14 protein-coding genes are annotated in these 14624 nt (G+C 70.2%); 9 read left to right on the forward strand and 5 right to left on the reverse strand.

Annotated elements, in window-relative coordinates:
• Positions 1–136 precede the first annotated feature (136 nt).
• The 4 genes from ABEA33_RS07645 to ABEA33_RS07660 all read left to right on the forward strand — a co-directional run bounded on the left by ABEA33_RS07645 (position 137) and on the right by ABEA33_RS07660 (position 3131).
• Positions 137–538, forward strand: coding sequence for a metalloregulator ArsR/SmtB family transcription factor (locus tag ABEA33_RS07645; protein WP_345526142.1), 402 nt, complete (start codon positions 137–139; stop codon positions 536–538).
• Positions 535–1659, forward strand: a complete 1125-nt coding sequence (gene arsB, locus ABEA33_RS07650; protein WP_425577360.1) for an ACR3 family arsenite efflux transporter — start codon at positions 535–537, stop codon at positions 1657–1659. The genes ABEA33_RS07645 and arsB overlap by 4 nt, the downstream gene beginning before the upstream one ends.
• Entirely contained in the window at positions 1656–2345 is a 690-nt protein-coding gene (locus tag ABEA33_RS07655) for an arsenate reductase ArsC (RefSeq protein ID WP_345526143.1), read from the forward strand. The genes arsB and ABEA33_RS07655 overlap by 4 nt, the downstream gene beginning before the upstream one ends.
• Before the next feature lie 108 nt (positions 2346–2453).
• Positions 2454–3131 carry a Fic family protein gene (locus tag ABEA33_RS07660; protein WP_345526144.1) on the forward strand — a complete coding sequence of 226 codons (678 nt, stop codon included), beginning with the start codon at positions 2454–2456 and terminating at the stop codon, positions 3129–3131.
• A gap of 138 nt (positions 3132–3269) precedes the next feature.
• On the opposite strand, the gene trhA is transcribed toward ABEA33_RS07660, so the two are convergent.
• Positions 3270–4037 carry a PAQR family membrane homeostasis protein TrhA gene (trhA, locus tag ABEA33_RS07665; protein WP_345526145.1) on the reverse strand — a complete coding sequence of 256 codons (768 nt, stop codon included), beginning with the start codon at positions 4035–4037 and terminating at the stop codon, positions 3270–3272.
• Between the two features lie 241 nt (positions 4038–4278).
• Here trhA and ABEA33_RS07670 point away from each other — a divergent pair, with 241 nt between their 5' ends.
• Entirely contained in the window at positions 4279–4815 is a 537-nt protein-coding gene (locus ABEA33_RS07670; RefSeq protein ID WP_345526146.1) for a hypothetical protein, read from the forward strand.
• A gap of 63 nt (positions 4816–4878) precedes the next feature.
• Here the strand turns inward: ABEA33_RS07670 and ABEA33_RS07675 are convergent, their stop codons facing one another.
• From ABEA33_RS07675 to ABEA33_RS07690, 4 genes are read right to left on the reverse strand one after another with little or no spacing between them, the layout of a single operon-like run.
• Positions 4879–5217 (reverse strand): sec-independent translocase, encoded by a 339-nt coding sequence (locus ABEA33_RS07675; RefSeq protein WP_345526147.1) that lies wholly within the window; start codon positions 5215–5217, stop codon positions 4879–4881.
• A gap of 18 nt (positions 5218–5235) precedes the next feature.
• Complete coding sequence (locus ABEA33_RS07680; protein ID WP_345526148.1) at positions 5236–6399, reverse strand: Mrp/NBP35 family ATP-binding protein; 1164 nt, start codon at positions 6397–6399, stop codon at positions 5236–5238.
• A gap of 11 nt (positions 6400–6410) precedes the next feature.
• A complete protein-coding gene (locus ABEA33_RS07685; RefSeq protein WP_345526149.1) occupies positions 6411–6995 on the reverse strand; it encodes a DUF1003 domain-containing protein in 585 nt (194 codons plus the stop codon).
• Positions 6992–8263 carry a magnesium transporter MgtE N-terminal domain-containing protein gene (locus ABEA33_RS07690; protein ID WP_345526150.1) on the reverse strand — a complete coding sequence of 424 codons (1272 nt, stop codon included), beginning with the start codon at positions 8261–8263 and terminating at the stop codon, positions 6992–6994. Before ABEA33_RS07690 ends, ABEA33_RS07685 begins: the two co-directional genes overlap by 4 nt.
• Positions 8264–8402: 139 nt before the next feature.
• Between ABEA33_RS07690 and ABEA33_RS07695 the strand changes: the two genes are divergently transcribed.
• The 4 genes from ABEA33_RS07695 (at position 8403) to ABEA33_RS07710 (ending at position 14597) form a co-directional block, all read left to right on the forward strand.
• A complete protein-coding gene (locus ABEA33_RS07695; RefSeq protein WP_345526151.1) occupies positions 8403–9509 on the forward strand; it encodes an endonuclease/exonuclease/phosphatase family protein in 1107 nt (368 codons plus the stop codon).
• A gap of 40 nt (positions 9510–9549) precedes the next feature.
• Positions 9550–10002, forward strand: a complete 453-nt coding sequence (locus ABEA33_RS07700; protein ID WP_345526152.1) for a hypothetical protein — start codon at positions 9550–9552, stop codon at positions 10000–10002.
• A 219-nt stretch (positions 10003–10221) separates the two neighbouring features.
• Positions 10222–11595, forward strand: a complete 1374-nt coding sequence (locus ABEA33_RS07705) for a phospholipase D-like domain-containing protein (protein WP_345526153.1) — start codon at positions 10222–10224, stop codon at positions 11593–11595.
• A 2-nt stretch (positions 11596–11597) separates the two neighbouring features.
• Positions 11598–14597 carry a cutinase family protein gene (locus ABEA33_RS07710; RefSeq protein WP_345526154.1) on the forward strand — a complete coding sequence of 1000 codons (3000 nt, stop codon included), beginning with the start codon at positions 11598–11600 and terminating at the stop codon, positions 14595–14597.
• The last annotated feature ends 27 nt before the right edge of the window (positions 14598–14624 follow it).

Consider the following 14624-nt stretch of genomic DNA (forward strand, 5'->3'; position numbering starts at 1 on the left):
GGTAGGGCGGTTGTCGGTGTCGCTCGTGGCCTCGCGGCGATGTCGTGCGCGCTCGGAGCGCTCGCCTGAGGGCTGTTCACCGAGTGTTCGTCTGGTCAGCTCGCCGTGAGACATAGACGCATGTAAGTATCTACGCATGTCGATGTCTGGTCCTCGTACCTGCAACCCCGATGATGTCCTGGCGTGCTGCACGCCGCTGGCTCGTGAGCCGATGACGGCCGACCAGGCGGCTCAGGTGGTGCCGCTGCTGAAGGCGCTCGCCGACCCGGTCCGGCTGCGGTTGATGTCGATGGTGCTCTCGCATGAGAACGCTGAGGCGTGCGTGTGCGACCTGCAGCCGGCCTTCGACCTGTCCCAGCCCACGATCAGCCACCACCTCAAGGTGCTGCACGAGTCGGGTCTGTTGAACCGCGAGAAGCGCGGCGTGTGGGTCTACTACCAAGCCCGTCCCGAGGCGATGGAGGCGATGGCGACGCTGTTCACCACCGCTGGGCTCTCCCTTCCCGAGGGCGCGCAGCCGGTCGGAGCTGGCGCGTGAGCGACCTGTCGCAGGAGACGGGCCGCGCCCCGCGGGACGGAGCGTCGCCAGAGGATGCGGCCGTCATCCAACGCCTCTCGGTGCTGGACCGGTTCCTGCCGGTGTGGATCATCGCCGCAATGGCCCTCGGGCTGCTCCTTGGCCGCGGTGTCGACGGTCTCGACGACGCCCTCTCGAAGGTCGAGGTCGGCTCGGTGTCGCTGCCGATCGCGATCGGGCTGCTCGTGATGATGTACCCGGTCCTGGCCAAGGTCCGCTACGACGAGCTTGGCCACGTCACCGGCGACCGCAAGCTGCTGGTCTCCTCGATCGTCCTGAACTGGCTCATCGGCCCCGCGCTCATGTTCGCCCTGGCGTGGCTGCTGCTGCCCGAACTGCCCGAGTACCGCACCGGCCTGATCATCGTCGGCCTGGCCCGGTGCATCGCAATGGTGTTGATCTGGAACGACCTGGCGTGCGGCGACGGCGAAGCGGCCGCGATCCTGGTCGCCCTCAACGCGGTCTTCCAGATCATCGCGTTCGCGGGCCTCGGCTACTTCTACCTCGAGCTGTTGCCCGGCTGGCTCGACCTCGACGAGACCGGCCTCGACGTCTCGGTGTGGGGCATCGCGAAGTCTGTGCTGATCTTCCTCGGCATCCCCTTGCTCGCTGGGTTCCTGACCCGCGTGGTCGGTGAGCGGGCCAAGGGTCGCGAGTGGTACGAGTCGCGGTTCCTGCCGAAGATCGGACCCGCAGCGCTCTACGGGCTGCTCTTCACGATCATCATCTTGTTCGCCCTCCAAGGCGACACGATCACCAACCAGCCGCTCGACGTCGCCCGGATCGCCGTCCCGCTGCTCGCCTACTTCGCCCTGATGTGGACCGGGTCGTTCGTCCTCGGCTACCGGCTGCGGATGACCTACCCGCGGACCACGGCCCTGGCGTTCACCGCGGCCGGCAACAACTTCGAGCTCGCCATCGCCGTCGCGATCGGCGTCTTCGGGGTCACCTCCGGTGAGGCTCTCGCCGGTGTCGTCGGACCGCTGATCGAGGTCCCGGTCCTCGTCGCCCTGGTCTACGTCGCCCTGTGGGCGCGACGCCGCTACTACCCGACTGACGGAAGCCGAGGAGCCATCTCGTGACCCCTGCAATCGATCGACCCCCGCCACTGTCCCTGCGCACCGACTTCACCAGCTGGCACCTCCTCGAGCCCGACCAGCTGCTGCACCGCATCGCCGGCGCACTGGAACCCGAGTTCGCCGGCATCTTCGGCCCCGAGACCATCCACGCCTACGTCGCCGACGCCTACCAGCGCATCGCACACGAAGCGCGCATCAAGACCTACCTGCCCACCCTGACCGCCCAGATCGCGCACACCGCCCTGGTCGACCAAGCCCGCACCCAGAAGGACATCCACATGACCACCACCCCTGAGGTCCTCTTCGTCTGCGTCCACAACCAGGGCCGCTCCCAGATGGCCGCCGCGCTCCTCAACCACCACGCAGCCGGTCGCGTGCACGTCCGCTCCGCCGGCTCCGCTCCGGCCGACTCGGTCAACCCCGCCGTCGTCGAGGTCATGGCCGAGGTCGGGCTCGACATCTCCCAGGAGTTCCCCAAGAAGCTCCTCACCGAAGACGTCGCAGCCTCCGACGTCGTCATCACCATGGGCTGCGGCGACGCCTGCCCCATCTTCCCCGGCAAGCGCTACGAGGATTGGGCACTCACCGACCCCTCCGGCAAGGGACCCGAGGCCGTCCGCGCGATCCGCGACGAGATCGACCAGCGCGTCCAGAAGCTCCTCGCCGAGCTGCTCGCCGACGCCGTCTGACCCAGCACGCCACCGGACGCACAAGGGGACGTCCAGCGACCCTGTGCACGAGAACTACCCAACAACACCCTCTAAACTACATAATCGACAGGCCGGTTAGCATGTTTAGTGGGTGTTTTGGGAGGCGACAACCTCGTCGTCGACCGGTCCCCGGACGGCACCGTCGTCGACCGCTACCGCGAAGCCCTGGCCGCCGGCACCCACCATCCGGTCCTCCTGATCGGGCTGTTCGTCCTGGACCTCCTCACCATCCACCCCTTCGACGACGGCAACGGCCGTGTCGTCCGAGCCCTCACCAACGCGATGCTCGACGACGCCGGCTACACCGTCGGGAGGTACGTCTCCCTCGATCAGCTCATCGCTGAGACCGCCGACGTCTACTACGCGGCTCTCCTCGAGTCCACGCACGGGTGGCACGAACGCGAGAACGACCCGTGGCCGTGGCTGTCGTACTTCGTCGTGATCCTCTCCCGCGCCTACGAGCGGTTCGAGCAGGGCACCGCGGCGCAGCGCTCGACCGGCACGAAGCAGGACCGGGTCCGCGAGTACGTGACCCAGCACGCGCCGCAGATCTTCAAGATCGCCGACATCCGAGTAGCTCTGCCCGGCGTCAGCGATCCCACCATCAGGCTTGCCCTCGACCAGCTCAAGCAAGAAGGGTCCGTCCGGCCAGAAGGAACCGGACGAGCCGCCGTCTGGGTCAAGACCGGCCGCCACGGGCAGTTGCCTACCGGACCCCCGGCCGTCGCTCGGCGACTGACGGGGTCCGGAGCCAACCGCGGCTAATCGCGTCTCGGGCGTCGCTGCATGCCCGGTTGGCGGTGGCGCAAGAAGTCGCCGCCAACGCCGTGCAACTCCACGACGTGACCGTGAAGCCATCAGAGTGCGGTGGCTCGGCGGCGAGATTCGCGTGGTCGGGTGTGCTCAGCGCATGGCGTAGGTCGCCAGGGAGATGCCGACGTAGTGGAACGCGAACGCGAACACGGTGAAGGTGTGGAACACCTCGTGGAAACCGAACCACCGAGGCCACGGGTCGGGCCTGCGGAAGCCGTAGACCACCGCACCCGCGATGTACAAGGCGCCACCTGCACCGAGCAGCAGCAGTGCCACCTGCCCGACGCCACCGAGGCGTGCAGCGCCGTCGAGGAAGTCCGGGAGGAAGACCACCGCCCCCAGGCCGCACGCGATGTAGACCGGCGGCGACAGCCACCGCGGCGCGTCCGGCCACACGAACCGCGCCGTCACCCCGAGCACAGCGCTCGTCCACACCAGGATCAGCATCAGCGTCCGGTCGGAGCCGTCCAGCAGGAGCAGAGCCGCGGCCGTGCAGGAACCGGCGATCAGCACGAAGATGTTGCAGTGGTCGAGCCGTCGCAGCACCCGCCGCGTGCCCGGTGACCAGGTGCCCCGGTGGTACGCCGCCGACACCCCGAACAGCACGAGTGCTGAGGTCATGAAGATCGCCGACCCGGTTCGCGTGAGTCCGCTGGGGGACAGCGCGACGAGCACGACGCCTGCGGCAAGCACCAGGGGCACGGTCCCGAGGTGGAGCCAACCGCGCAGGTGCGGTCTGACGTCGGCTATCGACTCCCGCAGCTGCTCGACGAGCGAGACAGCTGCGTCCGGTGCGGACCGGTTCGGGTCGCCGGGCGACGCTGAGGGCAGGATCGGGGCGGCGTCACGTGTTCGCATGGCTCGGATCTCCGACGCGACGCACAGGGGCCGGGGGCGCGACATCCAGGTTGGGGTCAGGCCGGCGGCGAGCCGGCCACGGCAACACAGTAGACCGCGGCTGGTTCAGTCCTGGCTGGAGCTCTCGCCGGCCGGCCCGGCAACCGGGTCTGCTCCGCTGCTGCGACGAGCACCTGGCCGGCCCGACCGCGGCCGACTGCCGCCGGGTTCCGGCGACCGCAGATCGGGGAAGGGTGCGGCCATGGCGTGGGAGGACGAGCTGTTCTCGCTGCTCGACGACCTCGAGCAGCAGGCGGAGGCGCTGTACGACGTGGAGCGCGGGTTCGAGCTGGCCGACCGCAGTCGGGCGGAGTACCAGCAGGTGACGCTCGCGAGCCGGCTGATGGCATCGGTCGGGTCCGACGTCGGGCTCGACGTCCGGGGGATCGGCGCGGTCGGCGGAGTGCTGGAGCGGGTCGGGTCCGGCTGGTGCCTGGTCAGTGGCAGCGGCCAGGACTGGATCGTGCCCCTGGCCGCGGTTGTGGCCGTTCGCGGGGCCTCGGACCGATCGGCGCCGGAGGTGGCGTGGACTCCGGTCTCCAGGCTGGGTCTGGGCTCGGCGTTGCGCCGGCTCGCGGAGGCGGGGGAGCGGTGCGTCTTCCACAGCACCGACGGCCGGATGCTCGACGGCACGGTCCACCGGGTGGGTGCGGACTTCGTCGAGGCTCGGGTCGGCGAGGACGCCCGGACCGTGCTCGTGCCGTTCGGTGCTCTCGGGGCTGTCCAGTCGAGGGACTGATTGGCCATCGTCGCCTAACTGGGATCTCGACACGCACCGTCGGGTCCGCTGACGCGTCCCCGATCAGGTCGCGTCGACGTCGTACGGCGGGACCTCGCCGTCCTCGAGCGGACGCTGTCCTCGACGGGTGCGCCGGACGGGCTCCTCGTCGTCGTCCTCGTCCATCGCCTCGCTGATGTGACGGCGGACGATCTCGCGGGGGTCGAGGTCGCGGAGCTCGAGGTCGGCATACTCCGGGCCGAGCTCCTCACGCAGCTCGTCGCGGGCGTTGTTGGCCATCCGCTTGACCTGGCGGGCCATCCGGCCGGCCTGGCGGGCCAGGTCGGGCAGCTTGTCCGGCCCGAAGACGAAGATCGCGATGACTGCGATCACCGCGAACTCCGGTAGGCCGACTCCGAACACGAGGCAAAACCTACTGGGTCAGAACTTGCTGGTGGGCGTCAGCCCGAGCTGCATGCCCGCGAGCCCGCGGCCACGACCGGCCAGTCGGGCGGCGATGTCGGTGAGCGCCACCGCGCCCGGCGCGGTCGGGTCGGAGTCGACGATCGGCTTGCCGACGTCGCCGCCCTCGCGCAGGGAGGTGTCGATCGGGATCCGGCCGAGCACGGGCACGTCGTACCCGAACCGCTCGGAGAGCGTGGCCGCGACACGGTCGCCGCCGCCATTGCCGAAGATCTCGAGGCGGTGGTCCTTGCCCTCGGCGGTGCAGTGCGGGCAGGGCAGGAAGCTCATGTTCTCGACAACGCCGACGACGCGCTGGTGCATCATCGAGGCCATCGTGCCGGCGCGCTCGGCGACCTCGGCCGCGGCCTCCTGCGGGGTGGTCACGACGACGACCTCGGCACCCGGCAGGTGCTGGCCGAGCGAGATCGCCACGTCACCGGTGCCCGGCGGCAGGTCGAGGAGCAGGACGTCGAGGTCGCCCCAGTAGACGTCGGCGAGCATCTGGACCAGGGCTCGGTCGAGCATCGGGCCGCGCCAGGCGACGACCTGGTCGCGGCGCGGCTTCAGCATGCCGATCGAGATCACCGAGACGCCGCTGGACGTGGGGACCGGCATGATCAGGTCGTCGACCTGGGTGGGCCGGTGGTCGGCCACGCCGAGCATCGCCGGCACGGAGTGGCCGTAGATGTCGGCGTCGACGATGCCGACCTTGAGGCCGAGCTTGGCCATGGCGAGGGCGAGGTTGACCGTCACGGAGGACTTGCCGACGCCACCCTTGCCGCTGGCGATCGCGAGGACCTTGGTGAGCGAGCCGGGCTGCGCGAACGGGATCTCGCGCTGCGCCTGGCCGCCGCGGAGCGTCTCCTGCAGGCCGGAGCGCTGCTCGGCCGTCATCACGCCGAGGGTCAGGTCGACCCCGGTGATCCCGGCGACCCGGGTCACGGCGGCGGTCACGTCGCGGTTGATGGTGTCCTTGAGCGGACAACCGGCGACGGTCAGCAGCACGGTGATGTGTGCGACCCCGTCGGCACCGACCTCGACGGACTCCACCATGCCGAGCTCGGTGATCGGCCTCTTGATCTCGGGATCGTTGACGGTCGCGAGGGCGGCGTTGACCTGCTCGACAGACGGAGTGCTCACGAGAGTCGAGTCTACGTGGGGGTGTCGTCCGGATCCGCTTCGGCGGGGTGAGCCTGCCCACGCTCCCGGTCGGACGCCAGGTCGTGGTCGCGAGCGTCCTGCTCGCGCGCCTCCTGGTCGCGGGTGTCCAGCTCGCTGAGCAGGGTACGCAGCTCCGAGCGCAGGAAGTCGCGCGTCGCGACCTCGCCGACCGCCATCCGGAGAGAGGCCACCTCCCGCGCCAGGAACTCCATGTCGGCGTGACCGCGGGCGTTGGCCTGGCGGTCCTGCTCGGCGATCACCTTGTCGCGCTGCTCCTGGCGGTTCTGCGCGAGCAGGATCAACGGAGCGGCGTACGACGCCTGCAGGCTGAGCGCCAGGGTCAGGAAGATGAACGGGAACTCGTCGAACTTCCAGTCCGCCGGCGCGAACGCGTTCCACAGCACCCAGATGACGACGACGCCCGTCATCCACATCAGGAACCGGGCGGTGCCCATGTAGCGGGCGAACTGCTCGGCGAAGCTCCCGAAGGCGTCGGAGTTGTACGTCGGGCGGCGCATCAAGGGCTGCCGCCGGGTCTCCCGAGGTGTGTCGAGGCGCGGGTTGCGGTCGTTCATCGGACGACCTCTTGCGGCTGGTCGGTGCCGGAGCGGGCGCGGTCACGCCATCCCTCGGGGAGCATGTGGTCGAGCAGGTCGTCGACGGTGACGGCGCCGACCAGGTGCCCGTTCTCGTCGACGACCGGAGCCGCGACCAGGTTGTACGTCGCGAGGTGGGCCGCGACCTCGTCGATGGTGGCCTCGGGGCGCAGCGTCTCCATGGTGACGTCGAGAGCGCCGGCGACGAGCGTCGAGGGAGGTTCGCGCAGCAGCCGTTGGATGTGGGCGACGCCGAGGAACTTGCCGGTCGGCGTCTCGAGAGGCTGCCGGCAGACGTAGACGAGCGCGGCCAGCGCGGGCGTCAGCTCGGGGTTGCGCACGTGCGCCAGGGCGTCGGCGATGGTCGCGTCCGGGCCGAGGATGACCGGCTCCGGCGTCATCATGGCGCCGGCGGTGTTCTCGACGTACGACATCAGGCGGCGGACGTCCTCCGCCTCCTCGGGCTCCATCAGGTTGAGGAGCGTCGCCGCGGTCTCCGGCGGCAGGTCCGCGATCAGGTCGGCGGCGTCGTCGGGAGACATCTCCTCGAGGATGTCGGCGGCCCGCTCGGAGTCGAGGAGCTCCAGGATCTCGACCTGGTCCTCCTCCGGCAGCTCTTCGAGCACGTCGGCGAGGCGCTCGTCGCCGAGGGCCGCGACCACCGCCATCCGGCGCTCCCGCGGCAGGTCGTGCAGCATGCTGGCGGCGTCGGCCGGGCGCATCTCGTTGAGCGCTGCGATCAGGTGGGTCGCGCCCTGGGACTCCTCGCGGCCGATCAGCCCCTCGACGTCACGCCATTCGAAGACGTGGGTCTGGCCGCGCCGGCGCAGTCCCTTGGTGGGCTCCTGGATGGCGACCCGGGACAGCACCCAGTCGCGGTTGCGGGCCTGCTCCATCGCGACGTCGTAGACCGTGCCGACGACACCGGTGCTCGGGATGCGGACGGTGCGGTCGAGCATCTGGCCGATCACGAGCGTCTCGGTCGGTCTCTGCTCGAAGCGGCGCATGTTGAGCAGGCCGGTCGTGTAGACCTGCCCGCTGTCGACGTTGGTCACCCGGGTCATGGGCACGAAGATCCGGCGCCGGCCGAAGACCTCGGCCACGAGTCCCAGCACGCGAGGCTGATGGATCTCGGACCTGACGGCGACCACGAGATCGCGGACCTTGCCGACCTGGTCCCCCTGGGGGTCGAAGATCGGCAGCCCGACGAGTCGGGCGGCGTACACGCGGACGGGGGTGGTGCTCACGGGGCCGACGCTACCGGCCCGAGGCCCCGGTCGATGCAGGGAACGCGGCCTTCTCCGGTAGAGTCGCGGCAATTCTGCCGGGCCGCTGCGGTGCCCGGGACCAGCTGAGCGCACTCGGGTTGCGGGAGGATCGCACGCGATGTCCAAACACGCCGCCGAAGGGCGCCCCCGTCGGGAGCGCATCGGCGCCCTCGCGGCGACGATCGGTGTCGTCGGGATCTTCGGGCTGGTGATCGCGACCCTGGCCGGTCTGCGCGCCGCCGACGTGGGCGACGCGGACACCGCGGCCGGCGACGCCGCGAACGTCGCCGCCCATGCCCGACCGGCGACCGGCGAAGGCGCCTCGAGCACGTCTCGGGGATCCGCGAGGACCGCTCCCGAGCCGCAGGAGATCGTCACCGCCCAGCCGCTGAAGCTGGACCCGGTCGTGATCAAGCGTGAGCGGATCGAGCGGAAGGCGAAGGTGCAGGCCCGGCGCGAGGCCGCCCTGCCGAAGACCTCCGCCTTCCGGATCGGCACGCTCAACATCCTCGGCAGCCAGCACACCAAGGGCAACGGCGGCTACGGCCCCGGCCCGATGCGGGCGGGCATCAGCGCCGGCCTCATCCGGTCCCGCGGCATCGACGTCGTCGGGTTCCAAGAGGTCCAGGACGACCAGATCGCGCCGCTGCAGAACCAGCTGGGCGACTACGACATGTGGCCGGTCCAGGCTCTGGGCAACAACGGGCAGCGCCTCCAGGTGATGTGGCGCGAGTCGAAGTTCGAGCTCGTCGACACCGGCTCGGTGTCCTACGTCTTCGCGAGCCAGCGCATCCCCCTCCCGTGGGTGCGGCTGCGCGATCGCGAGCACGGCGGCGAGTTCTACGTGATCACCGCCCACAACTCGGCTGGTGGCCTCGAGGGGGAGCGGGACGCCGCGACGACCGTGGAGGTCGCGCTCATCAAGCAGCTGCACGCCACCGGTCTCCCGGTGTTCATCACCGGCGACATGAACGAGCACGAGGAGTTCTTCTGCCGGGCCGCCACCGAGGCCGGGATGGTCGCCGCCAACGGCGGCAGCGGTGCCGGCGGCTGCCAGCTGCCCCCGTCGCCGCGCCGGGTCGATTGGATCATGGGCACCACGGACATCGGCTTCTCCGGCTACGTCCAGGACGGTGCCTCCCGCGCGGCCGCCTCCGACCACTACCTCCTGTACGCCGACGCCGGGCTGGACAACGGACCCGACAACGAGGGCACCGGCCGCTGAGTCCGGGTCGACGGGGCGCCGGGTGCGTTAGCGTGGCGACATGGTCGTTGTGAAACGTGGGTTCGGATTTATCGCCGCCGCCGCGCTCGTGGCGGGTCTGGCGGCCGGCTGCGGGTCCGACGACGGCTCCGGTGACGGGGTCGCGACCGACAGCTCGGCCACCCCGAGCGCCTCCGAGTCGGCAGCCTCCGAGACCCCGGCACCCGACGGGAGCTCCTCGGCGGCCGAGCCGAGTGCGACCGCCGCGCCGGCATCCTGGTCGACCTGCGCGGAGGTCTGGAGCGTGGGGGCGGTCCTGCCGAAGCCCTACCCGGGGTGCTCCCTCGATGGTCTGGCGGTGCCGGCGGAGTCCGTCCACTGCTCGATGGGCGCTCTTCTGGTGACGTACGACAACACGTTCTGGGGCGTTCCGGGACACGAGATCTCCCGCGCCCACGGCAAGCTGGCGAAGGATCCGGAGTTCCAGCGGGTCCGTGCGACCTGCACCGCCTGACGCTGGACACGCCGTCACACCTGTCACAGGAGCATCACCGGCCTCGGGCGCGGCGATTCGGATCGGCCCTGCTCGTTGGTTACAGTGACCCGGCGGGGACTGCGCAAATGTGTGGGGTGCTGCCCTCGTGCCGAGCTACCGCTCCGGCACGAGTCCCGCGGCTCGAGACTCACGGTGCTGGGCGGACCTCGGGCTGAACAGTCGGAGTGGAGTCTCATTTTGCGCCATCAAGTCCTGCGGAACATCGCCCTCGTCCTCGCCCCGTGCCTGGTGGCGAGCGTCCTGGTCGCGGCACCGTCGACCATCGCCGCCGGGCCGGTCGCGGCTTCGGCTGCTGAGGCCCCGGCAAAGCCGAAGCCGAACCCGAACAAGCCCACCAAGTACACGCCGACCGGCGGGCCGACGTTCAACAACCCCTACGGACCCGCCGCGTCTCGGCGCGCGATCATCCGCAAGCTGTTGAACACCATCGACGCCGCCCCGAGACGCAGCCACATCCGCATCGCGTCGTGGAACATCCGCAGCAGCAACATCACCTCGGCGCTGCTGCGCGCCCACAGCCGGGGCGTCTCCGTCCAGGCCGTGATGGACCGGTCGAACTGGAACCCGCAGAACCCCAACCCGGACGCCGCGAGGCTCAAGGCGGGTCTGAAGAAGAAGCAGAAGAAGCGGCAGCCGGCCAACAAGAGCTGGCTGCGCCAGTGCGGCGGCGCCTGCCGCGGGCCGCACGGGATCGCGCACACGAAGTTCTTCCTGTTCAGCAAGGCGGGCAAGGCCAAGGACGTCGTCATCTACGGCTCCAACAACGCCACCGAGCTGGCCGCCGAGATCCAGTGGAACGACGTCTACACGCGGGTCAACAAGCCTGACGAGTACGCCGAGTTCGAGTCGGTCTTCCGGGAGATGGCCAGGGACAAGAAGCCCAAGGGCGGCGGCTACCGCGCCTACACGCACGGCAGGTTCCAGTCGATCTTCTACCCGTACGCCGGCAAGGCCGCCCCGACCGTGGACCCGGCCCTCGAGGTGCTCGACAAGGTCCGCTGCACCGGCGCGACCGGCGGTCGCGGCGTCAAGGGCCACACGAAGATCCGGATCGCCCAGACCGCGATGTACGGCGAGCGCGGCATCGCGATCGCCAAGCGCCTCGCGCAGATGCACCGCCGCGGCTGCGACATCCGGCTCGTCTACGCCATGTTCGGCAACGAGGTGCTGCGCATCATGCGCCAGGAGGCGGGTCGACCGATCCCGATGACCCACCTCGCGTGGGACCGCAACGAGGACGGCATCTACGACCGCTACGTGCACATGAAGACGATCGCGATCAGTGGGGTCTACGACGGCAAGACGGACGCGATGATCACCGTGAACGGCTCCGCCAACTGGACGCACGTCTCGCTCGTCAGCGACGAGGTCATCGGGGTGCTCCAGTACCCGAAGGCGACCCGCCAGTACATCAACTGGATCGACTACCTGTTCAACCACCGGCCCGCGACGTGGGGCGTCGAGGGAGCGGTCGGCAACACCGCTGGCGGGGTGGAACGTCGCCGTACCACCTCGGTCGATCCCTACGCCCTGATCAAGCAGGAGATGTAAGCATGGGGACACGTCATCTCGGGAAGTTCGGCGTCACCACCACGGTGACCTTGGCATTGACGGCGTCCCTCCTCGCGGTGGCGACCTTGCCCGTCGAGTCCGACGCACAAGCAGCTGCTGCGACCAGCAGCACCGCCACCAGGCCCTTGGCGCGGATGTCCGCCTGTGCGGACGTGCTCGTCCTCGGCGTCGACGGCAACGGCGAGCGACCCGCGCGTCGGAACACCTTCGGGCGCACGGTGCAGGCGTTCGCCGGCAAGTACGAGCGCCAGCTGTCCGCCGGTCGCTCGGTCAAGATGACGCGGGTGGGGCTGCGCACCCCGGGACTGGGCGCCTTGACCGCAGGGCACCGGTCCGGCAAGACGGCGGTGTCGTCGGTCCGCCCGTCCTCGGTGCGGCATTGGACGGCACCGGTGCGGCCGGGCACGGCCAAGCTGATGAAGGTGCTCGACGCGGCCGCGGTGAAGTGCCCGGAGCAGCAGTTCGTGCTCGTCGGCTACGCGCAGGGCGCCAAGGTCGTGCACCTCGGCCTGCTGAAGGCGGCCAAGCGAACCTATGCGAGCCGAATGGCGGCGGGCGTCCTGATCTCCGACCCGGCCCGGCGCGGCGGCATCGAAGCGCGCCTCGGCAAGCGGGTCCCCGCGACCGCGACCCCGACCCCGACCTTCGGTGTCTGGGGTGTGTGCATCAAGGGCGACCTCGTGTGCGCTCCCGGCAAGTCCCGACTCGGTCCTGCCACGAACAAGGCGCACGACTACCGCGTCGCGTCTCCCGCGATGGTGAAGGCACGGACCGGCGCACTGGACCGGGCCCGCCGTTGGCCGGCGCCCGATCCCGCGGTGCGGATCAGCGCGGCCCTGGTCGGCGAGCCGGTCAGCCTGTCGCTCGCCGCGGACGCGACGAGCGCATCCCTCGCAGGTGCGCAGTGGACAGCGACCGGAGTCGTGCCCGCCGGGCTCACGCTGTCGCCGACCGGCGTGCTCAGCGGCACCGTCGAGACCAGCGGTCAGTGGACGGTCGACTACGTCGTCGCCGGCACCTCGCCCGCGACGACACCGCACTCCGGCCGGGTCATCCTCAGCGTCGGGGAGGGCGCCACCTCGGTGAGCGCCGGGGGCCAGGTCAGCTGCACGACCGACGGAGGCGGCATCGCCACCTGTCGCGGCGCCAACCAGTTCGGTCAGCTCGGTGACGGCACCACCACGGGCCGGAGCACGCCCGCACCGGTGAAGGGCGCCGACTGGGAGAGGGTCAGCACCAGTGGCGCGACCAGCTGTGGGATCAAGACCGGTGGCACCCTGTGGTGCTGGGGTCTCAACAACTTCGCCCAGCTCGGCATCGACACCTCGAGCCCACGCACGAAGCCGGTGCAGGTCGGATCCGGCCTGGTCTGGAAGCAGGTCGCGACCAGCTGGTTCAACACGTGCGCGATCGACAGCACGGAGGCCCTGTACTGCTGGGGGCAGAACCTGCGCGGCGCCGCCGGCGTCGGCAAGACCTCCCGCGTCGTGCCCACCCCTCGCCTCGTCGGGGCGACCACCGACCGTTGGGTCGACGTGAGCTCGGGCGGCTGGCACGCCTGCGCCGTACGCGGCGACGGCTCGATGTGGTGCTGGGGCCAGAACTCGTTCGGGCAGGTCGGCACCGGCAAGGAGGGCAACCAGGCCGCTCCGGCCCAGGTCGGCACCGCCACCAACTGGAGGAGCGTCAGCACGTCGTGGGGCCACACGTGCGGTGTCACCACCAACGGTGAGCTGTGGTGCTGGGGCCTGAACAAGGACGGCCAGATCGGTGTGGGTACCCGCGACGACGCCTGGGCGCCGCAACGGGTCGCCCCGGGCACCGTCTGGACCGCCGTGGCCGCGGGTGACGCCAACACCTGTGCGCTCGACAGCGATGGGAAGGCCTGGTGCTGGGGCGGCAACCGCTACGGCCAGCTCGGCATCGGCGCCGGCCCGACCAGCACGATCCCGATCCAGGCGACGGCGGTGCCGTCGCTGACCTCGATCTCGGCGGGGTGGATGCACGGCTGCGGTCTCTCCGGCTCCGTGCCGACGTGCTGGGGCAGCAACGAGGCCGGCCAGCTCGGCACGGTCACCGCGCGGACTCGTACCGGGGCCGCCGCCGTGACGAGCGGCGACCTCGAGCGACAGGGTGACGCCGTACGGCGTGGCCGGGCCGCCCTGCGCCTCTCGCCGGCTGCCCAGATCCGCCGTGAGCTCGCCGACCGCCCGAAGGTGTCGGCGGCGGCGCGCAAGAAGAAGGAGCCGTTCACCACCAAGGTGATGACCTTCAACCTGCTCGGCAGCCAGCACACCACGGTGGCCGGCACCCGTCCCGACTGGGCGCCCGGCCGGGTCCGCTCGGAGTGGGCGTCCTCGCTGATCGAGGCTCGGGGCGGCTCGATCATCGGGGTCCAGGAGATCCAGCCGGACCAGGTGGCCTCGCTCGCCGTCGCGACCGACGGCAAGTACGACATCTGGCCCGGGACCTCGATGGGCTACGCGGGCGCCCCGCAGTCGGTGATGTGGCGCAACTCCGAGTGGAAGGCGGTCTGGAAGAAGACCATCACCATCCCCTTCATGCGCAACCAGCCCCGACCGCAGCCGATCGTCCGGCTTCGCCACAAGGCCACCGGCCGTGAGGTCTACGTGATCAACGCGCACTTCTCGCCGGGCAAGATGGAGGCCGACCGCCGCAAGGCGACCGCGCTCATCATCAAGTCGATCAAGACCCTCAAGAAGGACGGCCTGCCGATCCTGCTCACCGGGGACTTCAACGACCACAACCGGGTGTTCTGCCAGGTCACCGCCAAGACCCCGCTCCGCGCGGCGCTCGGCGGCAGCAACAAGAAGAACACCTGCAAGCCCCCGGCGGGGCGACGGGTCGACTGGATCTTCGGCTCCGGTGGCTCCTTCGGCAAGGTGGGCATCAGCCAGGGCGCCCAGGTACGCCGGACCACCGACCACGCCGTCCAGGACGTGTCCTTCTCGGTGGAGTAGAGTGCGCGCGATTCGAAAGTCGACGCC

This window comes from Nocardioides endophyticus, assembly GCF_039543845.1.
Classification (GTDB): domain Bacteria; phylum Actinomycetota; class Actinomycetes; order Propionibacteriales; family Nocardioidaceae; genus Nocardioides; species Nocardioides endophyticus.

Bases quoted from the DNA above. Each gene is read 5' to 3' on its own strand.
- ABEA33_RS07645 (WP_345526142.1), top strand. From the start codon at position 137: ATGTCGATGTCTGGTCCTCGTACCTGCAACCCCGATGATGTCCTGGCG.
- trhA (WP_345526145.1), bottom strand. From the start codon at position 4,037: ATGCGAACACGTGACGCCGCCCCGATCCTGCCCTCAGCGTCGCCCGGC.
- ABEA33_RS07670 (WP_345526146.1), top strand. From the start codon at position 4,279: ATGGCGTGGGAGGACGAGCTGTTCTCGCTGCTCGACGACCTCGAGCAG.
- ABEA33_RS07685 (WP_345526149.1), bottom strand. From the start codon at position 6,995: ATGAACGACCGCAACCCGCGCCTCGACACACCTCGGGAGACCCGGCGG.
- ABEA33_RS07695 (WP_345526151.1), top strand. From the start codon at position 8,403: ATGTCCAAACACGCCGCCGAAGGGCGCCCCCGTCGGGAGCGCATCGGC.
- ABEA33_RS07700 (WP_345526152.1), top strand. From the start codon at position 9,550: ATGGTCGTTGTGAAACGTGGGTTCGGATTTATCGCCGCCGCCGCGCTC.
- ABEA33_RS07710 (WP_345526154.1), top strand. From the start codon at position 11,598: ATGGGGACACGTCATCTCGGGAAGTTCGGCGTCACCACCACGGTGACC.